The organism is Streptomyces sp. NPDC088097, from assembly GCF_044741845.1.
Classification (GTDB): Bacteria; Actinomycetota; Actinomycetes; order Streptomycetales; family Streptomycetaceae; genus Streptomyces.
The window spans coordinates 747,834-769,361 of sequence record NZ_JBIUTJ010000003.1; the positions used below are offsets into that span (position 1 = coordinate 747,834).

The following is a 21,528-nucleotide window of genomic DNA, read 5'->3' on the forward strand; positions in this document are numbered from 1 at the left end:
GTCGGACACGCCCGGGACAGGGAGGACATGCCGTGGCCGTCAAGGTGGGCAGGATGGACGACGCGGAGGGCCGGTGGTCCTGGGAGGACGCTCCCGAACACCAACCGGCGGCCGGTTCGGGTTGGGTCGCGGCGGGGCCCCGGGCCACCGTCACGGTCACGGTGCCGGTTCCCCGGATTGCCGTGACGGCGGCGGGGACGGTGACGGTGGGTCCCCCCGCGACGCCTCCACGGGCGACTCCCCCGGCGGGGGCCCCCGCGGAGCCGGCCGGCGGCACGGTGGCGACCGAAGCGGCGGCGGAGGTCGCCCCCGCGGAGCCGGAACCCCGCCCGGAGCCCGCAGCCACCGCGGAAACCCCGGCGGAACCGGCGGCCGAAGCCCCGGCCGACGCGCCGGCGGAACCCACCTCGGAAGCCACGGCGGAGCCGACCCCGGCAGCGCCGCCCGCCGCCGATCCCGGGCCGCCGCCCGCCCCCGCGCCGACGGCCGCCCCGGCGCCCACTCCCGCGCCCCCTGCCCCCGCATCCCCGCCGACCCCGGCTCCCGAGCACCCGGGCCGGCCGGGCGGCGCCGTCATCGAACTGGGGCGCGCCGCCGACCTGGAGCTGTCCTCGGACCGGCTGTTGCGGCGCCCCGGGGGCTCTCGGTGGCCCCGGGGCGGGCTGTCCGCGCTGCGTGCGGGCGGGCGTTCCCACGAGGCCCGGATCGAGGCCATCCGTACACCGCTGCGGCGCTGCCACCGCATCGCGGTGATCAGCCTCAAGGGCGGGGTCAGCAAGACGACCACCACCATGGTCCTCGGCTCCATCCTGGCGGCCGAGCGGTCGGACCGGGTCCTCGCGCTCGACGCGAACCCCGACTCGGGCACCCTGGGCCGCCGAGTGCGGCGCCAGACCCCGGCCACCATCCGGACCTTCGTGACCGCGCTCCCGGAGATCCGTACGTACATGGACATCCGGCAGTTCACCTCGCAGGCCTCCAGCGGCCTGGAGGTCCTCGCCAACGACTCCGATCCCGCGGTGTCGCGGACGTTCAACGACACGGACTACCGGCAGGCCATGGAGGTGCTGAGCGGCCAGTACCCCCTCGTGCTCACCGACTCCGGCACCGGTCTGCTCTACAGCGCGATGCGCGGGGTGCTGGACCTCGCCGACCAGCTGGTGGTCGTCGCCACGGCGAGCGTGGACGGCGCCACCAGCGCGAGCATGACCCTGGACTGGCTGGAGGCGCACGGCTACCGGCAGCTCGTGGAGCGCTCGGTGACGGTGATCTCCCGGGTCCGCGACGCCGGTCGGGTGGTGCGCGAGGACTACGTGGTGGAGCACTTCGCGAGCCGGTGCCGGGCGGTGGTCTCCATCCCGTTCGACCCCCACCTCGCCCAGGGCGCGGAGGTCGACCTCACACAGCTGCGCAAGCCCACGCGGGCGGCGTACTACGAGCTGGCAGCCCACGTGGGCCAGGGCTTCACCCACCAGGCCTGAGCGAGACGGGCCGGTCGGCCGGCGGTGCTCGCGCGACCAAAGTCCCGCCGGTCCGGGACCAACGTCGCCCTTCTCGGCGCCCCGGCGGGGGCAGGGGACCCCGGGTGACCCCCGACCGTCAGAGCACCCAGTGAGGGCCCCCTTGACCACGCACGAGCACGCAGCGCCCCCGAAGAGTCCGTCCGGGCCGGGGGACGGGGGGAACCGGCGCACCGCACCCGACCCCAGCTCCGTCCTCCCGTGGGGGGTCCGGGTCGGCGCCGAGGCGGCGTGGAGACTGGTCGTCCTCGCCGCCGCGCTGTGGATCCTCGCGCGCGCGGTGGCCACCGTGCAGCTGGTGGCGCTCTCGTTCGTCGTCGCCCTCTTCGCCACCGCCCTGCTGCGCCCCGCCGTCTGTCGCCTGGAGCGCGCCGGCCTGCACCGCGCCCTGGCCACCGCCCTCGTCATCGTGGCCGGGTTCGCGGTGGTGACCTTGATCGGCTGGTTCGTCGTCTGGCAGGTCGTCGACCACTCCGACGAGGTCGCGGGCCGCCTCCAGGAGGGGATCCACCAGCTGCGCACCTGGGCGCTGAACAGTCCCCTCCACGTCACCGACCAACAGGTCGAGCAGGCCGCCCACAGCCTCAGCGACGCCGTCGGGACCAACGCGTCGAAACTGGCCGCCACCGGCCTCCAGGGAGCCACCTTCGCGGCGGAGTTCCTGACCGGGGTCCTGCTGACGGCCTTCTCCACCCTGTTCCTGGTCTACGACGGCCCCCGCGTGTGGCGTTGGGTCCTCGGCCTGGTGCCCGGTGCCGGGAGGCCCGCGGTGGCCGCGGCGGCTCCGCACGCCTGGCGCACCCTGACCGCCTACGTGCGCGGCACGGTGGCCGTGGCGTTCATCGACGGCCTCTTCATCGGTCTCGGCCTGTACCTGCTGGACGTGCCCCTCGCCGTCCCGCTGGCGGCGCTGGTCTTCGTGTGCGCGTTCGTCCCCCTGGCGGGAGCCGTGGCCTCGGGGGCGCTGGCGGTCCTCGTCGCGCTGGTGACCTGCGGGCCGGTCACCGCGCTGGCCGTGCTCCTCGTCGTCCTGGCCGTGCAACAGCTGGAGGGCCATGTCCTCCAGCCGTTCATCCTCGGCCGCGCCGTCCGCGTCCATCCGCTGGCCGTCATCCTCTCCGTCGCGGCGGGCGGACTCGCTGCGGGCGTCGGCGGAGCGGTGATCGCCGTGCCCCTCGTGGCGGTCGCCAACACGATGGTGGGACGCCTGCGCGAGGCGGCCGGCGCGGAGGCGACCTCCGTGAGTACCGGTTGACGGGAGGCTCGACTCCTTCACAGGCACCCCGAAAAGACCCGGTTTGAACACATTTTTTCCGGACACTCTGGGGTGTGCCCCCACTTTCCCCCACAGAAGGAGCTTTCAGGGTCATGGGAATCATCGCCTGGATCCTGCTCGGCCTGCTGGCCGGAGCCATCGCCAAGGCCCTCACCCCCGGCCGCGACCCCGGCGGCTGCCTGGTCACCATCCTCATCGGTGTCATCGGCGGCCTGCTCGGCGGATGGCTGGGGAAGGTCCTCTTCGGCGTGGACTCGATCAACGGGTTCTTCCACCTCTCGACCTGGATCGCGGCCATCGCCGGCTCGGTCGTGCTGCTCCTGCTCTACCGGCTCGTGACGGGCAGCCGCGCCCGCTGAACGGGCGCGGTGCGCCGCAGGAGCATCGCGGGACGCCCCCGCTCCCCCGTACTCACCCTTGAAACCGGCAACACCAGGAGCCACCGTGACCACAGTTCCCGAAATCACCCTCAACAACGCCGTGCGCATACCCCAGTTGGGCTTCGGCACCTTCCAGATCCCTCCGGAGGAGACCCGGGAGACGACGCTGACCGCACTGGAGGTCGGCTACCGGCACATCGACACGGCGCAGATGTACGGCAACGAGAAGGAGGTCGGCCAGGCGGTCCGAGAGTCCGGCCTCGACCGCGCCGACGTCTTCGTGACGAGCAAGCTCGACAACGGGGCCCACGCCCACGACGACGTCCTGAGGGCCTTCGACGGCAGCCTCGACGCGATGGGCCTCGATCACCTGGACCTCTTCCTCATCCACTGGCCGCTGCCCACCCGCCGCGACTTCGTGGAGACCTGGAAGGCCATGGAGGAGATCTACCGCTCCGGACGGGCCAAGGCCATCGGTGTCTCCAACTTCCAGCCCCACCACCTGCGGCGACTGATGGAAAGCAGTCTGGTGGTGCCCGCGGTCAACCAGATCGAGGTGCACCCGTACCTCACCCAGGATGACGTCAGGGCCTTCGGCGCCGAGCACGACATCGCCACCGAGGCCTGGTCGCCGATCGCGCGGGGCAAGGTCCTGGACGCCCCGGCCATCCACCGCGTGGCGGAGCGGACGGGCAAATCTCCGGCCCAGGTGACCCTGCGCTGGCACCTTCAGCGGGGGGACGTCGTCTTCCCCAAGTCCGTGACCCGCGCGCGCATCGAGGAGAACCTCGACCTGTTCGACTTCGAACTCGCCGAAGCCGACATGGGCGAGATCTCCGCACTGAACCGCGACGAGCGGACCGGACCCGACCCGGACCGCTTCGAGGGCTGACCCGAGGGCCGGGGCCCTCACACGGGGTCGACCGAGGGGCCGGGGCGGGATTCGGTGGCCCTGGCGGCACGGCGCAGGCGCGTGCGGGCGGGGTCCTTGGGGGCGTGGGCGCTCGCGGCGGCGTGTTCGTCCGGGTTGGACCGGACGAAGAGCGTGACGGTGACCTTCTCGGTGAAGCCGTTGCGCCGCATCATGGCCGCCGAGGCGGCGTTCCCGCTCTCCACGTCGGTGATGATCCGGGACGCCCCCGCCGCGAAGAGCGCGGCGCAGCAGCGCTCCACCAGGGCGCTCGCGACGCCCCGGCCCCGGGCGCGCTCCTCCAGCGCGATCCACTCAAGGTAGCCCCAGTCCTCCCGCTCGTCGTAGGACGGCGAGCCGAGGACAAAGCCGAGCAGTCCCTCCTCGTCGCGGGCGATCCAGCAGGCGTCCGGTTGGGCGTCCCAGTGCGCGGCCACCGAGGACAGCGACCACGAGGTGTACGGCATCGCCTTCACGTCGAACGACCGGTACCCGAGATCGAGGACGGCGTGGAGATGGGTCAGCTGGAGGGGGACTAGCTCGACTTCGCTCATGCCCGGATGATGACATGAACCCATATGTCCATGCGGTGAGGGCGGTCCGGCGGGCCTACGGCTTGTTCGCCATGCCGCCGAGGTACTGGTTCACCTGCTTGAGGTGGGCCTCGATGCCCTGCGCGGAGCGGTTCAGGACCTGGAGTTCGCTCACCACGGCGAGGGCGGCGAGCAGCGCCGCCCGGGTCGAGGGGTCGCTCACGTCGGCCAGTGCCGTGCGCGCGTCTTCGGCGAGTTGTGCGGAGGAAGAGCCGGACACCTGTTCCATGGCGTTCTCCTTCGAGGGGCTGTGGCGCTCCGTCGTGGCACGTCTGCCCGGGATGTCGTCGTGTAGTACCCGGGTGACACGGGGTGGAGTAGCGGGGACGGGGTAGGCGTGTAGGGGTACCGGCCCTCGGGCGGGAGGAGGAACGATGGTGGACGACCCTTCGCTGAGGGCGGTCGGCTGGGCGCGCTCGCTCCCGGTGAGCCACGGCGTGAAGTCGGTCAGGGACTGGGCGCGGGCCCATCTGGCCACGTTGGACTGGTCGCGGACGGCTCCGGAGACGGTGGACTCGGTCCTGTTGGCCGTGTCCGAGCTGGTGACCAACGCACACGTCCACGCCCGCGACGCCGCACAGTTGGTGCTCGCCTGGGACGGTGAATGCCTGCACGTGACCGTGCACGATTCGTCCCCCGAGCTGCCCCGGCGCCGGGAGCCGACGGAGGACGGACTCGGGGGACGCGGCATGTTCCTGGTCGACGCGCTCGCCGACAGCTGGGAGGCCTACCGGTGCCCGAACGGCAAGGACGTCACCGCCTGTTTCCGCCCGCTCCCGCCCGCCTCCGGTTCCTGACGCCCGTCTTCCCGATGTACGTCGGCGGCGCCCGGAGTGTCTCGGGCGCCGCTCACGCGAGGGCCTCGCGCAGGGTGTGGGCGGCGAGGCCGGTGGCGAGCCGTGAGGCACGCGTGTCGCGCAGCGCGTCCAGCATGACGAAGTCGTGGATGGTCCCCTGGACGCGCAGGGCGGTGACGGGAACTCCGGCGGCGCGGAGCTTCGCCGCGTACGCCTCGCCCTCGTCGCGCAGGACGTCGGCCTCGGCGGTGATGACCAGGGCGGGCGGCAGCCCGGTGAGCTGGTCGGAGGTGGCGCGCAGCGGGGAGGCGGTGATCAGGGCGCGCTCGGCCTCGTCCGTCGTGTACTGGTCCCAGAACCACCGCATGGCGTCGCGGCGCAGGAAGTAGCCGGTGGCGAAGCGCTGGTAGGAGTCGGTGTCGAAGGCGGCGTCGGTGACCGGGTAGAAGAGGACCTGGTGCAGGAGGCGGACGTCGCCGCGTTCCTTGGCCATCAGGGTGAGGGCGGCGCTCATGTTCCCGCCGACGGAGTCGCCCGCGACGGCGATCCGGGTTCCGTCCAGGTCCTTGTGGCGCCCTTCGCGGGCGATCCACCGGGCGACGGCGTAGCTCTGCTCGATGGCGACGGGGTAGCGGGCCTCGGGCGAGAGGTCGTACTCGGGGAAGACCACGGCGGCCCCGGCGCCGATCGCCAGTTCACGGACCAGGCGGTCGTGGGTGTGGGCGTTGCCGAAGACCCAGCCGGCGCCGTGGATGTAGAGGATGACGGGGAGGGCGCCGGTGGCGCCGGCGGGGCGGACGATCCGGGTGCGGACGGCGCCGGTGGGCCCGCCCTGGACGGTGATCCACTCCTCGTCCACGGCGGGCGGGGTGACGCCTTCGCCGCTCTGTACGTCGTCCACGGCCTTGCGGCCTTCGGCGGGCGGGATCTCGTACAGGTACGGCGGTTGGGCGGTGGCGTCGGCGAAGGCCTGCGCGGCGGGTTCGAGTACCGGCTGGTCGGGCATGACGGGGCTCCTCGTCGGGTGCGGAGGGTCGGGCTGTTCACAGATGCCCCGGACGGCGTCCGGAATCACACCGGCGCCCCCTCCCGGCCGGGCCGCGGGGCCGAACCCGGGGCCGTACGAGGCGCCGGACGCGGGGTCGCCGCGCGGACCGTCAACCGGCGCGGGCGCGGTGGGCGTCCCCGTTCGAGGAGCATGCGTACGCGCTGCTCAGGGGGTGCGTGCGCGGTGCGGGTGGGACGGGAGCGGCGCGGAGCGCTTCGTCGTGTGCGGCGTTCCCGAAGCGTGACGTCACGGCGGCGGTCGGACCCCTCCATCGGCTGCATAATCTCCCGCGGGGAGGGAGCGCCGAGGGGTGTCTTCCCCCCTTCCCCTTCGGGACTCTTCAACGCATTCGAGGGCTGACTTGATATCCAATCTGATGCGGCGCGCCCGGGGCGCGCTCGCCGTCACCATCGCCACCGGCGCCCTGGTGGCAGTGTCGGTGCCGGCCCAGGCCGCCGCCGCGCCGCCCGTCAGGGCCGCGGGCGCGTTCCTGATGAACAGCGCCAACGGCGCCGTCCTCACCTCCAAGGCCGCTGACACCAAACGCCAGATGGCGAGCACCACGAAGATCATGACGGCCGCGGTGGTGACGACCCTTCCGGGCCTGAACCTCGACCGGAAGGTCACCGTCAAGCAGGCGTACCTCGACTACGTCTACCGGGAGGGGGCCAGTTCGGCGAACCTGAAGGCCGGCGCCACGCCGACCGTCCGTCAGCTCCTGTACGCGCTGATGCTGCCCTCGGGTTGCGACGCGGCCTTCGCGCTCGCGGACACCTTCGGCGCGGGCACGACCACGGCGGCCCGCACGGCGGACTTCATCGCGAAGATGAACGCCAAGGCGAAGTCCCTGGGCATGACCAACACCACGTACGACACCTTCGACGGCATCTCGCCGACCGGCAAGAACCTCACCACCCCGCGCGACATCGCGAAGCTCACCCAGTACGCGATGACCAACACGCTGTTCCAGACGGTCGTGAAGACCACCACCTACAGCAGCGGCGGAACCTCCGTCAACGCCACGTGGGGCAACAGCAACCTGCTGATCCGGGCGCGTCCCACCGGGTACGGATTCCCGGGTGCGATCGGGGTCAAGACCGGCACCGGCTCGGCCGCGGGCAAGTGCCTCGTCTTCGCGGTGACCCGCAACGGCAAGACGGTCATCGGGGTCCTGCTCAACGACGAGGAACGCTACGCGGACTCGATGGCGCTCTCCGACTGGGCCCTCGGCCCGGCCGCAGGCTCCAAGAACGCCGTCCAGCGCGGTAACACGGACCCGATACCGGACGTCCTCGACTGATCCTGACGCGGGGCGGACACCAGGGTGTCCGTCCCGCGTCGCCATGTCCGCAAACGTCCGCGGGGCGCCCTGGGGGGGCGCGCCGCCGGGCCCCGCACGCCGGGGCGGCCTCCTGTGGGCCGGCTGTGCGCGGGCTGTGGAGTGGCTTGAACATGTGGTCCCGCCCGCACGGACCGGGGCGACACGTTCTATATTCGTACGAACCATCCATGCGCGGCCCTGCTGCGTGAGTCAGGGGGAGAGCCGCCATGGCCGATGCCGAGGCCTCCGCTCCGCGCGCCGAGTCCGAGTCCCGGTCCGCCCTCAAGGCCCGTAGGAAGGCGCGCGACCGTCGGCGCCTGGGGATAGGTGTCGCGGCGCTGGCCCTCGGTGGGATCGTCGCCGGCGCCTGCGCCTTCGCCCTGGGCGGCTCGGAGGATCCCGGGCGCGACCCGAAGTCCGCGGAAGCCGCCTTGGGCGGCGGGGCGGGCGGCCAGGGCGGCGCCAAGAAGGACGAGGAGCCCTGGGACGGCAAGACCAAGGTGCTGGGCGACGGGTCGACGTCCTACACCGGGCCGCAACGCGGCACCCTCAAGGCCGAGCGCCTCAAGCCCGGCGAGAAGCCCCCGCAGTTCGTGGTGTTCTCCTGGGACGGCGCGCTGGAGGGGGACGATCACCTCTTCTCGCACTTCCGCCAGGTGGCGCGGGAGAGCAACGCCCACATGACCTTCTTCCTCACCGGCATCTACCTGCTGCCGGAGAACCAGCGGATGCTGTACCGCCCGCCGCAGCACAGCCAGGGCTCGGCGGCCATCTCGTACCCGACCGTCCCGCACGTCAAGAGCACCCTGCAGCAGCTGCGCGGAGCCTGGACCGACGGCAACGAGATCGGGTCGCACTTCAACGGACACTTCTGCGGGCCCCAGGGGGGCGGGGAGTGGAGCCCCGCCGAGTGGAAGAGCGAGATAGACCAGGCCTACTCGTTCATGAACAACTGGAAGACCAACACCGGCTTCACCGGCGAGGCTCCGCTGCCCTTCGACCCGAACCGGGAAGTGGTCGGCGGCCGGGCCCCCTGCCTGGAGGGCCAGAAGAACCTCCTGACCGCGATCAAGCCGCTGGGCTGGCGCTACGACGCCAGTTCCTCGGGAGACTTCCAGCTGTGGCCGTCCAAGCCGAACGGCATATGGAACTTCCCCCTCCAGCTCGTGCCCCTCCAGGGCAAGGAGGCCCAGGTCCTCTCCATGGACTTCAACTTCCTCTACAACCAGTCCGGCGACAGCACCAAGGGCGACCCGACGAAGTACCCGGCCTGGCTCGACCAGACCCGGAAGTCCTACCTCAACGGCTTCAACCGGGTCTACAACGGCAGCCGGGCCCCGATGTACATCGGCAACCACTTCGAGGACTGGAACGGCGGCATCTACATGACGGCCGTCGAGGACATGATGAGGGACGTCTGTCCGCGCAAGGACGTGCGCTGCGTGTCGTTCCGCGAGCTGGCCGACTGGCTCGACGCCCAGGACCCCAAGGTCCTCAACCAGCTGCGGCTGCTCGACCCCGCGCAGGCGCCGGACTGGAAGACGCTGGTCAAGTAGCCCCTCGGGGCGACCGGGGTCGGCGGCGCCCCCGGCCGTGACCGGGCGGCCGGTGCCCCCGTCCGTCACCTGCCGGCCACCTCACCCGCCGGTCACTTCACCGCCTTGACGTACTGCGACCACAGCCGCACGGCCCGCTCGGAGCCGGGGGTCCCGGGGGCGTCGCCGCCCAGGCCCTCCAGGGACAGCGGGATCAGGTCCGTGAGGGCCATCCGGTAGACGACCACGGCCGTGGACTCTCCCGTGGTGTTGCCCACGAACCAGCCCACCGTGCCGCCGGCCGTCGTCCCCGTCTTGCCCGCCGCACCCGGGTGGGCCTTTTGCGCCGTCTTCGCCGAGCCCACGGCGACCGTGTCCTTGAGCGCCTCGGTCACCGTGCTCGCGGCCCGGGCCGACATCGCCCGGGTGGGCTTCGGGGCGTCGAGCGGGATCGCGGTGCCGTTGCGCGTGATCGTGCGGACCGAGTAGGGGTCGGTGTGCATGCCCGCGGCGGCGAAGGTCTCGTAGGCGCCGGCCATGCGGATCGCGCTGGGCGTGGAGTTCTCCCCGAGGGCGAAGGTGGGGATCCGCGGCCCGAGGCTCGATCCGAGCAGGCCCGTGCGCCGGGCGAGCGCGTCGACGTGGTCGAGACCCACGTCGAGGCCGAGCTGCAGCATCGGGGTGTTCACGGAGTCGGCGACGGCCTTGCGCAGGGTCACCTGCCCCCAGTCGCGACCGCCTTCGTTGCGCCCCTTCACCACCTTGCCGCCGCGGTCCCAGTACGGGCCGTCGGGCGTCTGCACGGTGACCTGGTCGTTGCCGTTGTAGAGGGCGGACGGGGAGAGGGGGCTGCGGGCGGCGCCCCGGGTGCGCAGCACGCCGTCGTCGAGCGCGGCGGCGTAGACGAAGGGCGTGAAGGCCGTCCCGACCGGCACCGTCGTCGCGTTCGATTCGTTGAAGCCCTGTTTGAGGTAGTCGGGGCCGCCGTACACGGCGAGCAGGCGTCCGTCGGTGGCGACGCTCGCCGCGCCGATCTTCGCGTGGGTGTCGGTGGTGGGGCGGCGTTCGGCGTCGAAGTCCTTGCGCGTCTCCTGGACGGCGGAGGTCAGGGCCGCCATGCGGTTCTTGTCGAAGGTCGTGTAGATCTGGTAGCCGCCGAGGTCGAAGTCGGAGTCCCCGATGTGGGCGGACTTGACCGCGTACGACTTGGCCAGCTCCACCAGGTAGCCGTCCTGGGCGTTGGCGGTGCCGGGCAGGTAGCCGCCCTTGGGTTCGGGGAACTTCGTGTAGCCGGCGCGCTCGGCAGCCGAGAGGTGGCCCGTCGTGACCATGCGGTCCAGGATCCAGTTCCACCGTTCGACCGCCCGGCCGTGGTTCTCCTTGCCGAGGGCGGGGTCGTACAGGCCGGCGCCCTTGAGGAGCGAGGCGAGGAACGCCCCCTCGCCGGCGTTGAGTTGCGAGACGTCCTTGCCGTAGTACGCCTGCGAGGCGCGCTGGATGCCGTAGGTGCCGCGGCCGAACCAGCTGGTGTTGAGGTAGTCCTGGAGGATCTGCCGCTTGCTCGACTGGCGATCGAGCTTCACCGCGAGCAGCAGCTCGGTGAACTTCCGGGAGAGGGTGCGGTCCTGGCTCAGGTAGGCGTTCTTCACGTACTGCTGCGTGATGGTCGAGCCGCCCTGGGTCTCGCCGCCCGTCCCCGCGGCCCCCAACGCGCGCAGGACGCCGGAGGGGGAGACACCGGGGTCGGAGTAGAAGCTGGCGTTCTCCGCGGCGAGTACCGCGCCCTGCACCTTCGGGGGCACCTTGTCGAGGGACATCTCCTGCCGGCTGACCCAGCCCGTCCGGGCCATCACCGAGCCGTCGGCCCAGTAGAAGACGTTGTCCTGCTGCGTGGCGAAGGAGTTGAGGTCGTCGGGTATCTCGGTGGTCGCGTACGCGATGCCGACGAAGCCGGCGATGCCGAGGAACGCGTACAGGAACGCCCCCAGCCACTGGCGCCAGGAGGGTATCCACCGGCGCGGGCCGCTGCGCCCCGGGCGGGGATAGGCCGGCCGCAGGCGTCGGGCGAGCGGGCGAGTCGCCTTCAGGGCCCGTTCGAGGACCGGTCCGAGGGTGGGCCCGAGGGCCCGCCCGACCGCCCGTACGGCACTCCCGGCGCGGCCGGCCGCCCCTCGGCCGCGCCCGGAACCGGCCGGTTTGCGCCTGCGGCCCTCGGACGGCTTCCTTCCGCCGTCCTCGGCCGCCCGCCGCCCGCGCCGACGACCCCTTCCGGCCGCACCCTGCCCACTCACCACGAATGCTCCCTTTTCGCTGCGCCTGCGGCTCACCCTAGGCGGTCCACCTGTGCGTCGGCCGGGCGGGTGGGCGGACCCGCCGGCGAGTGCGCGCCTGCGGGAAAAGCCGCGCGGACGCCTCGATTTATTTCACCGGGAGGCGTTTTGTGTACGGCGGATGACAATGGCGCACGGTTCCGCGAATACCGATATCCGGCCCGTTGACAGCCCTTCTCGGCGCTGCCTAGCTTACGCCGCAGACAAAGACATCAGCGGCCTCTTACCCGACATGACGGCTGCTCTTCGATTCTTCGATTCATCGAAGCTGCTGGAGTGTCCATGACCGAATCACTCGTCCTCACCGCGCCCGCCGACCCATCCGACCCGTCCCGTTCCTCCGGCCCGCCCACGGCCGCCGAGCGGGTGCTCCCGCTGCGCCGGCCCGGGCGGTGGATCGCCGCCCTCGTCGTGCTGGTCCTGGTCTCCCAGGCCGCGCACGGGCTGTTCGCCAACCCCTTCTACCAATGGGACCGCTTCGCGTACTGGTTCGCCCGACCCGTCGTCCTCGACGGGCTGTGGATCACCCTCCAGGTGGCCGCGTACAGCGCCGTCCTCGGTCTGGCGGGCGGTGTGCTGCTCGCGCTGGGCCGGCTCTCCGCCAATCCGGTGCTGCGCTCGGTCAGCTGGGGGTACATCTGGCTCTTCCGCTCGGTGCCGCTGATCGTGGTCCTGCTCTTCCTCTACAACCTCAGCGCCCTCTATCCCACCCTCAGCCTCGGGATCCCCTTCGGGCCCGCCTTCTTCACCTTCGACGAGTCCCGCCTCGCCACCGACATCGTGGTCGCCGTCGTCGGCCTGAGCCTGAGCGAGGCGGCGTACGCGGCCGAGGTGGTCCGGGCCGGTGTGCTGTCCGTGGACCAGGGCCAGCACGAGGCGGCCGCCGCCCTGGGGCTGCCCAAGCGGTACCAGTTCGCCCGGATCGTCCTTCCGCAGGCGCTGCGCTCCATCGTCCCGGCGTACGTGAACCAGCTGATCGGCCTGGTCAAGGCCACCTCGCTGGTGTTCTACGTGTCCCTGCTCGACCTGTTCGGCTCGGTCCAGAGCCTGGGCAGCACCTATCCCGGCGACGTGGTGCCGCTGCTGCTGGTGGCCACCGTCTGGTACGTGGTCCTCACCAGCCTCGTCTCCGTCGCGCAGTTCTACGTCGAGCGGTACTACGCCCGCGGGGCGCTGCGCACGCTGCCCGCCACCCCCGCCCAGCGGGCCCGGGCCGGCGTGCGCGACCTGCGGGCCCGCTTGCGGAAGGAGACGGCCCGATGAGCACCACCGCCACCGCGCGGCCCGCCGCGATCGAGGTGCACGACGTACACAAGTGGTTCGGCGGCCACCGGGTCCTGGACGGGGTGAACCTGGAGGTCAGGCCGGGCACGGTCACGGTGATCCTGGGGCGTTCGGGCTCCGGCAAGTCCACGCTGCTGCGCGTCCTCAACCACCTGGAGAAGCCGGAGGCCGGCTACGTCAGCGTGGGCGGCGAGCCGATCGGGGTCCAGCGGCACGGGGAGCGGCTCAAGGAGCTGGGCGAGCGCGCGATCCTGGCCCAGCGCGGCAGGATCGGCTTCGTCTTCCAGAACTTCAACCTCTTCCCGCACCTGACCGTGCTGGACAACGTCGCCGCGGCTCCCGTGGCCACCGGCCGGCTGCCCCGCTCCGAGGCCGAGGAGCTGGCGCGCGAGCTGCTGGAGCGGGTCGGGCTCGGGGACCGTACCGACGCCTACCCCCGGCAGTTGTCCGGCGGCCAGCAGCAGCGGGTGGCCATCGCCCGCGCCCTCGCGCTGCGGCCCGGGGTCATCCTCTTCGACGAGCCGACGTCCGCGCTCGACCCCGAGCTGGTCGGCGAGGTCCTGTCGGTGATCAAGGACCTGGCCAACGGCGGCACGACCCTGGTCATCGTCACGCACGAGATCGGCTTCGCCCGCGAGGTCGCCGACGAGGTCGTCTTCCTCCACGAGGGCCGCATCGTCGAACAGGGACCGCCCGAGCAGGTGCTGGACCGGCCCGCCCACCCCCGTACCCGGGAGTTCCTGAGCAAGGTCCTCTGACCCCGCCGGCTCCCTCCCGCCTCCCCCTCTCCCTTCCACCGTCACGCCCGCCACCACTCCTCACCCCACGTGAACCCCCGTAAAGGAAGACCGATGCGACACCTGCCCCACCTGCGCTCCAGACTCGTCCGCGGCCTCGGCGCGGCGACCGCCACCGTCGCCCTCGCCTCCGGTCTGACCGCGTGCGGCGGCTCGGCGGAGGCCTCCGGCGAGACCGGCGACGTGGTCACCGTCGGCGCCGTGTCCAACGGTGCCGGCCGGGAGACCCGGCTGACGGTTCCCGCCGTCGAGACGCTGCGCGCCAAGCTGCCGGCCGCCGTGCGCGAGCGCGGCGAGCTGGTCGTCGGGGTCGGCGCCCTGCCCGCCGGGTACCCGCCGTTGACCTACGTCGGCACCGACCAGAAGACGCTCACCGGGACCGAGCCGGACCTCGGACGGCTCGTGGCGGCGACCCTCGGGCTCAAGCCGGTGGTGAAGAACTCCACCTGGGAGAACCTCTTCGTCGGCATCGACAGCGGCAAGGTCGACGTGGCCTTCACCAACGTCACGGTCACCGAGGAACGCAAGAAGAAGTACGACTTCGCCTCCTACCGGCAGGACAACCTGGCCTTCGAGGTGCTGAAGGACAACCCCTGGAACTTCGGCGGCGACTACCGCGCGCTCGCCGGCAAGACCGTGGCCGTCGGCTCGGGCACCAACCAGGAGAAGATCCTGCTGGAGTGGCAGAAGAAGCTCCAGGGCGAGGGCAAGGACATCACCGTCAAGTACTTCCCCGACTCCAACAGCACCGCCCTGGCCCTGAGCGGCAAGAAGATCGACATCAACTTCGGCCCGAACCCCTCCATCGCCTACCACATCACGCAGAGCGCGAGCGGTCCCTCGCCCACCCGCAACGCGGGTTCCTTCTCCGGCGCCGGCGAGTCCCTCCAGGGCCTGATCGCCGCGACCGCCAAGAAGGACAGCGGGCTGGCCGAGCCGGTGGCGGAGGCCATCAACCACCTGATCGCCAACGGCCAGTACGCGAAGCTGCTCAGCGCCTGGAACCTGTCCAACGAGGCGGTCACCACCTCCCAGGTCAACCCGCCCGGCCTGCCGGTGACCAACTCGTGAGCCAGGACGCCCGCACGACGGTGTCCGCGCACGTCCTGGACAACCCCGCCTGGGCCTCGCTGTCCGGCGCGCACGCGGCCTTCGCCGAGCGTCCGGGGCGGCGGGAGGACGCGTACGCCGCCCGCTACGCCCCGGACGTCGCGCCCTTCACCGCGCTCGCCGACCCGGACGATCCGCGCGCGTGGTCCGATCTGGGCGCGCTGATCGGCGCGGGCAACGTCGCCTCCCTCGCCGGCGTGCTCACACCCCCCGAGGGCTGGGAGACCGTCGCCTCGATCGAGGGGGTCCAGCTGGTCGACACCGCGCTCCGGGCCGAACCGGCCCCGGAGGCGGTCCGGCTGGGCCTCGCCGACGTGCCCGAGATCCTCGCCCTGATCGAGCTGACCAAGCCCGGCCCGTTCCTGCCGCGCACCGTCGAGCTGGGCACGTACCTCGGGATCCGGCACGAGGGCCGGCTGATCGCGATGGCCGGGGAACGGCTGCGGCCCCCCGGCTGGACGGAGATCAGCGCCGTCTGCACGCACCCCGGGCACCGGGGCGCCGGACTGGCCACCCGGCTGGTCCGCGCCGTCGCGGCGGGCATCCGGGAGCGCGGTGACGTCCCGTTCCTGCACACCGCCGCGAGCAACACCGGTGCGATCCGGCTCTACGAGTCGATCGGCTTCACCCTGCGCCGGAGGCCGTCCTTCACGGCCGTCCGCGCTCCGGCGCGGACCGACGCGGGGGCGGGCGCGGGGACCGGGGCGGCGGCGGGAAACAATTCTGCCAAATTCTCTTCATAGTGCGCTCATTGTCCGACACCGCCATCGGGCGTAGCGTTTTCGAAGAGCAATTGATGACGGGCTGAATTCGCGATCCCGCATCGGCTTCCATTCCTCGCGCCGATCAGGAAGGCGTTATTCGACGTGTCCGTTCCCGCTGCCCCTCCCGCACCCCTGCACCTGGCCGTCGCCCTCGACGGCGCGGGCCGGCACCCGGCCGCCTGGCGCGAGCCGGGAGCCCGGCCCGCCGAACTGTTCACCGCCCGTCATTGGGCCGGCCTCGTCGCCGAGGCCGAAGCGGGACTGCTCGACTTCGTGACGTTCGAGGACGGCCTCCCGCTCCAGTCCTCCTCCCCCATCGGCCCGGACGAGCGCACCGACCGGGTCCGGGGACGGCTGGACGCGGTGCTCACCGCCGCCCGGGTCGCACCGCTGACCCGGCACATCGGGCTGGTCCCGGCCGTCACCGTCACGCACACCGAGCCCTTCCACATCTCCAAGGCCATCGCCACGCTCGACCACATCAGCCGCGGTCGCGCCGGCCTGTCGGTGCAGGTGTCGGAACTCGCCCACGAGGCCCGGCTCTTCGGCCGCCGCACGCCGCCCTTCGCCGACGGCGAGCTGTACGAGGAGGCCGCCGACCACATCGAGGTCGTCCGGCGGCTGTGGGACAGCTGGGAGGACGACGCGGAGATCCGGGACGTGGCCACGGGCCGGTTCGTCGACCGCGACAGGCTGCACCACATCGACTTCCAGGGTCGGCACTTCGCCGTCCGGGGCCCGTCGATCACCCCGCGCCCGCCGCAGGGGCTGCCCGTGATCGGCTCCGCCGGGGACGGCGGCGCCGCGTACGGGCTCATCGCCGGCTCCGCGGACATCGGTTACCTGGCCGCGCACGACACCGACACGGTCCGCGCCGCCGTGACCGGGATCCGCCGCGCGCGGGAGTCCTCGGGGGCGGCCTCGGATCCGCTGCACCTGTTCGGTGAGCTGACCGTGTTCCTGGACGAGGACGGCCCCGCCGCCCGGGACCGCCTGGCGCGACTCGACGCCTTGGCGGGCGAGCCGTACGCGGACGAGGACGCCCCCGTCTTCGCGGGGACCCCCGCGGAGCTGGCCGACCTGCTCCTGGAGCGGCGCTCGGCGGGTCTGACCGGCTTCCGGCTGCGGCCCGGGGTGATCGCCCACGACCTGCCCGCCCTCACGCGGGGCCTGGTGCCGGAACTCCAGCGGCGCGGCGCCTTCCGTCGTGCCTACGAGGCGAACACCCTGCGCGGGCTGCTCGGCCTGGACCGCCCCGCCAACCGCTACGCCACCCGGCCCGCGGCCGACGCCGCCGCCGGCTCCGCGGCCTGACCCGGACCCTCCGGAAGGACGAACCATGAGCACCACCAAGCCGCTCAAGCAGATCCACCTCGCGGCCCACTTCCCCGGGGTCAACAACACCACCGTGTGGAGCGACCCGGCGGCCGGGAGCCACATCGACTTCGACTCCTTCGTCCACCTCGCGCGGACGGCCGAACGGGCCAAGTTCGACTTCCTCTTCCTCGCCGAGGGGCTACGCCTGCGCGAACAGGGCGGGGAAATATACGACTTGGACGTCGTGGGCCGGCCCGACACCTTCACGGTGCTCGCCGCCCTCGCCGCCGTCACCGAGCGCCTCGGCCTCACCGGCACCATCAACTCCACCTTCAACGAGCCCTACGAGGTGGCCCGGCAGTTCGCCTCCCTCGACCACCTCTCGGAGGGGCGGGCCGCCTGGAACGTGGTGACCTCCTGGGACGCCTTCACCGGCGAGAACTTCCGGCGCGGCGGCTTCCTGCCCCGCGAGGAGCGCTACTCGCGCGCCCGGGAGTTCCTCGCCACCGCCCACGAGCTGTTCGACTCGTGGGCGGACGGTGCGCTCCTGGCCGATCCGGGATCGGGCGCCTTCCTCCGGGACGCGCGGGCGGGCGCCTTCGCCCACCGGGGGCAGCACTTCGACATCGAGGGCCGGTTCAACGTGCCCCGGAGCCCGCAGGGCCGGCCGGTGATCTTCCAGGCGGGGGACTCCGACGAGGGCCGCGAGTTCGCCGCCTCCGACGCCGACGCGATCTTCGGCCGGCACGGGACGCTCGACGAGGGCCGGGCCTTCTACGCCGACGTCAAGGGCAGGCTCGCCAAGTACGGTCGTACGCATGACCAGTTGAAGATCCTGCCCGCGGCGACCTTCGTCCTCGGCGACACCGACGCCGAGGCCCACGAGATCGCCCACGAGGTACGGCGGCTCCAGGTTAGCGGGGCCACCGCGATCAAGTACCTGGAGCACGTCTGGAACAGGGACCTGTCCGCGTACGACCCCGACGGTCCGCTGCCGGAGGTCGACCCCGAGGTGGGGGAGAACACCATCGCCCTCGGCCGCGCGAGCGTACGGCAGTTCGGCGATCCGCTCGCCACCGCCCGCGACTGGCGCGAGCTGGCCGCGGCCAAGAACCTGTCGATCCGGGAGCTCGTCATCGCGACGACCGCCCGTCAGACCTTCGTCGGCTCCGCCGCCACGGTCGCCGAGTCGATCGACACCCTGGTGCAGGCGGACGCCGCCGACGGGTTCATCCTCGTCCCGCACATCACCCCGGGCGGCCTGGACGCGTTCGCCGACACCGTGGTCCCCCTCCTGCAGGAACGGGGCGCGTACCGGAAGGAGTACGAGGGCACCACCCTGCGCGACCACCTCGGGCTGACCGTGCCGATCGGCAGCTGAGGGCTGTCCCGTAATCCCTGGCGGGCGCGCGGCGTCGGCTACCCGCGCCGGAGGTGGTCCACGAGGGTGAGGAACACGAGCAGGTTCGGGACCTTCCGGGCCTGGGGCGCCTGCCATGCCTTGGTGCGGCCGACCCGCCAGACGCAGACCGCGCCCCCGCGCACGGCCACCTCGCTCACGTCCCGCCACGGGACCATCTCGCCGGAGCCGTTGGTGACGCCTGCGCCGGACAGCTTGAACGGGCCGAAGCCGACCGTCCCGCCCTCCCGGACGAGCTTCCACACCTTGTCCACCTGGGCGCGGGCGACGGCTTCCGCGATCAACGGACCCCAGGTGGGCGAGCCCGCGTAGACGTCCGTGATCCGGGCCTTCTCCCCACCCGGTGCGACGAGCACGGAGGCGTGGGAGCGTCCCACCGGCGTCCGCGTGCCCTTGTGGTCGATCACCTCCTGGACGGTCTCCTGGTAGAGCACCACCCGCTCCCAACGCGCCGCGAACAGTTTGCCGCCGGTGGTGTTCACGACCAGCCCGTGTTCGTACAGGTGCAGCCGCCTGGCCGCCAGGCCCTTGCGGAAGAGCGGGCTGCCGGACGCGACCCCGGCGGCGATCACGCCGATCCACAGGGGGAACATCGCGACCCCCCAGTGCACCTCCACCCACAACAGAACGCCACCGCCCAGCAGGGCGGCAATGCCGACGAGAGAGCCCACGACGAACCAGACCCGGTACTTCCCTTGGAACCCGACCTCGCTCTCGGGGCGGAAGGTGTGCTCCAGGCTGCCCAGCCGGTGCCGGAGGGCCAGCGCGGCTGCTGCACGGGAGGGCGACGTCGGCACGGTCATGCGCGGCCTCGGCTTCACGGTCACGGCGGACCCCGCAAGGCCGCCTCAGCGAACGGGAGTTCACCGGGCAAGCCGATGTCGGCACCGGTGAGTGGCCCCCGCAGCCAACACCACGATCAGTACCCGGGCAACCCTTCGCGGAGCCCGCGACTTCGCGAATGTCGCCGTGAGGACCGTCCCGATCGACGGGGCGACCACACAGCACGTCCAGATGGTCGTCGACACCGCCCTGCGCCGCTGAACCACGCCCGGCGAGCGGGGAATCCGGCGCGCGGGGCCTACACCCGTGGGGGTAGGCCCTCGTACACCCACGGTGGGCGGACGGGATACGACCGTGGATGGGCGCGCTCACGCGGGGTCTGTCCGTAGCGTTCAACCCGTACGCACGACAACGGGGGAACACCATGAACGCTACGGCCCGCGCGCACCACAGGAGCCGGAAGACCTACGCACTCGGGGCGGTGGCGCTCGCCGCGCTGCTCGCGTCGACGGCGTGCGACCCGAACACGGGCGACGCTTCGGACGGCGGGCGGCCCTCCGGCCGGCCCGGCGCGACCGGAGCGGCGACGCCCGGTGCATCGGGTTCCGCGACCCCCGGTGGATCCGGTTCCCCGGCGGCCGGTGGATCGGCTTCGCCGACGCCCGGCGGGACGTCCCCCACGGCGAGGAACTCCCCGGCGCCCGGTGCGACCGCTCCGACCAGGCCGAACACCCCGAAGCCCGGCGCGACCGGTTCGCCGAAGGCGAGCGGCAGCCCGGGCGCCGTCGCCGCCACCTGCGCCGACGCGGACCTCAAGACCTCCTCCACGAACGAGGACGAGGCGGGTCGACCCGTCAGGCACGTCCTGCTCACCGTCACCAACACCGGCGCCGAGGCCTGCACCGTCCACTCCTACCCCACCGTCCGGTTGGGCGCCGACTCCCGGGCCCCGGTCGGCGTCATCGAGGACAGCGACCCGAAGGCGCTCCTCACCCTCGCTCCGGGCCGGCAGGCGCACGCCGCGCTGCTCGTCAGCGGTGGCCACATGGACGAGTACCAGGCGCTCACCCTCACCGTCGCGCTCCGGGGTCCGGCGCCCGGCGACAAGCCGGGCGAACCGCTCCCGGTCGCCCTGCCCGGCGTGGACCGGCTGTGGGCCGACGACGGTGCCCGCGTGACCTACTGGTCGACCGCTTCGGGCTTCGCCCTGCGGTTCATCATGTCCTCCTGACGGCCCCCGGCCGGCAGGAGGGACCCGGCGCGCACGTGGTTCTGCGTGGCGTTCAACGGGGGCGTCGCGCCGGACACGGCGGGACCGGAACGCGCCGGGCATCACCGGGCCGCGCGGGCGTCAGTCGGGAAACCGACCGACGGCCGCGCGGCTTCGGCACGTTCGGATCCCGTACTCGACCTGGGTGAGCGGGCTGCCGTCGCCGAAGTCGTGGGGGCGCTGCGCACCGGTCTCGGTGAAGCCGGACTTGACGTAGAAACGGCGCGAACGCGGCGTGTCACGCAGGGTCCACAGGTGCGCTCCGTCGGCCCCCTCCTCGCGCAGCACGCGCAGGGTCTCGTCCATGAGCGCGCCCGCGATGCCGCTCCCCCAGCCGTCGGGGTGGCCGTAGAAGCTGTGGATCTCCCCGAGGCCGGGCCGGTCGGCGGACGGCCCGAAGAAGGAGAGGGCCAGGGGGCGCCCGTCGAGCGTCGCGAGGAGGACCGTCTCGGGTCCGGCGCCGACGCGCGCGTGCCACCGTCCGCGCCGGTCCCGGAGCGCTCGGGCGGCGAACTCCGCCTCGAAGAAGGGGACGTGGGCGGCCGCCCAGGCCGCGACGTGGATCTCACCGAGCACGTCCCCGTCCTGCGGGCCCGCGCGACGTACTTCGATCATGTCGACCATCCCTGGGCTCGTGGTGATGTCGTGCTCCATCAGCTGCTCGCCGGAGGTCCCGAACGACGCTGTGATTGCGGACGCAACTGGATACCAATCGGCCCGGACGCCAGAAGGCGGCGGGCCCGCGTCACACCGAACCTCCCGGAGAGCGAGAAATTCTGGAACTCACGCCCGATTTGGGGCGGTTGCAAGTCGATGCGATCCCTTCCGACGTAAGTGTCGGATAAGTGATGGGGGTCACTGGAGGCCGGAGTTTGGATCTTTTTATTTGCTGTAGAGAATGCTTGAGGGGTGCTGTCCGCGGGTGAGCGAGGGCCCCTTGCGCTGCGTCGGGCCGCGTGTTCCGACCTTTTGGCGCAGGGGGTTCGCGGGCCGTGCGGTGATCGTGATCGACGCAGGTCGAGCGAGTGATGCGAGCAGGATCGGGGGGTGCGTCATGCGCACAGTCTGGAGCG

The 21,528-nt window shown here is 72.2% G+C and carries 20 protein-coding genes; 14 read left to right on the forward strand and 6 right to left on the reverse strand.

All coding sequences use genetic code 11. The features are described from left to right. Positions 1–32: 32 nt before the first annotated feature. From ACIOD1_RS13540 to ACIOD1_RS13555, 4 genes are all read left to right on the forward strand, one after another. Positions 33–1,481: a MinD/ParA family protein gene (locus ACIOD1_RS13540; protein WP_365624871.1), complete on the forward strand. Its 1,449-nt coding sequence runs from the start codon at positions 33–35 to the stop codon at positions 1,479–1,481. Between the two features lie 142 nt (positions 1,482–1,623). Further along, positions 1,624–2,775, forward strand: coding sequence for an AI-2E family transporter (locus tag ACIOD1_RS13545; RefSeq protein WP_365624874.1), 1,152 nt, complete (start codon positions 1,624–1,626; stop codon positions 2,773–2,775). Positions 2,776–2,888: 113 nt separating this feature from the next. Beyond that, positions 2,889–3,155: a GlsB/YeaQ/YmgE family stress response membrane protein gene (locus ACIOD1_RS13550; RefSeq protein WP_365624877.1), complete on the forward strand. Its 267-nt coding sequence runs from the start codon at positions 2,889–2,891 to the stop codon at positions 3,153–3,155. Between the two features lie 85 nt (positions 3,156–3,240). After that, entirely contained in the window at positions 3,241–4,068 is an 828-nt protein-coding gene (locus ACIOD1_RS13555; RefSeq protein WP_365624880.1) for an aldo/keto reductase, read from the forward strand. A gap of 17 nt (positions 4,069–4,085) precedes the next feature. Here ACIOD1_RS13555 and ACIOD1_RS13560 read toward each other — a convergent pair whose 3' ends face one another. Both ACIOD1_RS13560 and ACIOD1_RS13565 read right to left on the reverse strand, forming a co-directional pair. Continuing rightward, entirely contained in the window at positions 4,086–4,640 is a 555-nt protein-coding gene (locus ACIOD1_RS13560; protein ID WP_401902226.1) for a GNAT family N-acetyltransferase, read from the reverse strand. A gap of 55 nt (positions 4,641–4,695) precedes the next feature. Next, positions 4,696–4,908, reverse strand: coding sequence for a hypothetical protein (locus tag ACIOD1_RS13565; RefSeq protein WP_365624886.1), 213 nt, complete (start codon positions 4,906–4,908; stop codon positions 4,696–4,698). A 145-nt stretch (positions 4,909–5,053) separates the two neighbouring features. On the opposite strand from ACIOD1_RS13565, the gene ACIOD1_RS13570 reads away from it, so the two are divergent. Beyond that, a complete protein-coding gene (locus ACIOD1_RS13570; RefSeq protein ID WP_365624889.1) occupies positions 5,054–5,476 on the forward strand; it encodes an ATP-binding protein in 423 nt (140 codons plus the stop codon). Positions 5,477–5,528: 52 nt separating this feature from the next. Here ACIOD1_RS13570 and ACIOD1_RS13575 read toward each other — a convergent pair whose 3' ends face one another. Beyond that, on the reverse strand, positions 5,529–6,482 hold the full coding sequence (locus ACIOD1_RS13575; protein WP_365624892.1) for an alpha/beta hydrolase: 954 nt from the start codon (positions 6,480–6,482) through the stop codon (positions 5,529–5,531). A 418-nt stretch (positions 6,483–6,900) separates the two neighbouring features. On the opposite strand from ACIOD1_RS13575, the gene ACIOD1_RS13580 reads away from it, so the two are divergent. Together ACIOD1_RS13580 and ACIOD1_RS13585 are read left to right on the forward strand one after the other, a co-directional pair. Next, positions 6,901–7,824: a D-alanyl-D-alanine carboxypeptidase family protein gene (locus tag ACIOD1_RS13580; RefSeq protein WP_401902351.1), complete on the forward strand. Its 924-nt coding sequence runs from the start codon at positions 6,901–6,903 to the stop codon at positions 7,822–7,824. A gap of 248 nt (positions 7,825–8,072) precedes the next feature. Continuing rightward, a complete protein-coding gene (locus ACIOD1_RS13585) occupies positions 8,073–9,401 on the forward strand; it encodes a hypothetical protein (protein ID WP_401902229.1) in 1,329 nt (442 codons plus the stop codon). Between the two features lie 92 nt (positions 9,402–9,493). Here the strand turns inward: ACIOD1_RS13585 and ACIOD1_RS13590 are convergent, their stop codons facing one another. Beyond that, positions 9,494–11,671 (reverse strand): transglycosylase domain-containing protein, encoded by a 2,178-nt coding sequence (locus ACIOD1_RS13590; protein ID WP_401902230.1) that lies wholly within the window; start codon positions 11,669–11,671, stop codon positions 9,494–9,496. A 321-nt stretch (positions 11,672–11,992) separates the two neighbouring features. On the opposite strand from ACIOD1_RS13590, the gene ACIOD1_RS13595 reads away from it, so the two are divergent. From ACIOD1_RS13595 to ACIOD1_RS13620, 6 genes are all read left to right on the forward strand, one after another. Then, positions 11,993–12,973, forward strand: a complete 981-nt coding sequence (locus ACIOD1_RS13595; RefSeq protein WP_401902232.1) for an amino acid ABC transporter permease — start codon at positions 11,993–11,995, stop codon at positions 12,971–12,973. Beyond that, entirely contained in the window at positions 12,970–13,752 is a 783-nt protein-coding gene (locus tag ACIOD1_RS13600) for an amino acid ABC transporter ATP-binding protein (protein WP_365624907.1), read from the forward strand. Before ACIOD1_RS13595 ends, ACIOD1_RS13600 begins: the two co-directional genes overlap by 4 nt. 93 nt (positions 13,753–13,845) lie before the next feature. Next, the gene (locus ACIOD1_RS13605; RefSeq protein ID WP_365624910.1) at positions 13,846–14,862 is read left to right on the forward strand and encodes an ABC transporter substrate-binding protein; all 1,017 of its coding nucleotides are present in this window, start codon (positions 13,846–13,848) and stop codon (positions 14,860–14,862) included. Continuing rightward, entirely contained in the window at positions 14,859–15,644 is a 786-nt protein-coding gene (locus ACIOD1_RS13610) for a GNAT family N-acetyltransferase (RefSeq protein ID WP_401902235.1), read from the forward strand. The genes ACIOD1_RS13605 and ACIOD1_RS13610 overlap by 4 nt, the downstream gene beginning before the upstream one ends. A 123-nt stretch (positions 15,645–15,767) precedes the next feature. Then, on the forward strand, positions 15,768–16,979 hold the full coding sequence (locus ACIOD1_RS13615; protein WP_401902237.1) for an LLM class flavin-dependent oxidoreductase: 1,212 nt from the start codon (positions 15,768–15,770) through the stop codon (positions 16,977–16,979). 25 nt (positions 16,980–17,004) lie between these two features. Further along, on the forward strand, positions 17,005–18,363 hold the full coding sequence (locus tag ACIOD1_RS13620; RefSeq protein WP_365624919.1) for an NtaA/DmoA family FMN-dependent monooxygenase: 1,359 nt from the start codon (positions 17,005–17,007) through the stop codon (positions 18,361–18,363). A gap of 38 nt (positions 18,364–18,401) precedes the next feature. On the opposite strand, the gene ACIOD1_RS13625 is transcribed toward ACIOD1_RS13620, so the two are convergent. After that, positions 18,402–19,205, reverse strand: a complete 804-nt coding sequence (locus tag ACIOD1_RS13625; RefSeq protein ID WP_365624922.1) for a DUF6585 family protein — start codon at positions 19,203–19,205, stop codon at positions 18,402–18,404. 404 nt (positions 19,206–19,609) lie between these two features. On the opposite strand from ACIOD1_RS13625, the gene ACIOD1_RS13630 reads away from it, so the two are divergent. Beyond that, on the forward strand, positions 19,610–20,416 hold the full coding sequence (locus ACIOD1_RS13630) for a DUF4232 domain-containing protein (protein WP_365624925.1): 807 nt from the start codon (positions 19,610–19,612) through the stop codon (positions 20,414–20,416). A gap of 120 nt (positions 20,417–20,536) precedes the next feature. On the opposite strand, the gene ACIOD1_RS13635 is transcribed toward ACIOD1_RS13630, so the two are convergent. After that, positions 20,537–21,070, reverse strand: coding sequence for a GNAT family N-acetyltransferase (locus ACIOD1_RS13635; protein ID WP_365624928.1), 534 nt, complete (start codon positions 21,068–21,070; stop codon positions 20,537–20,539). Between the last annotated feature and the right edge of the window lie 458 nt (positions 21,071–21,528).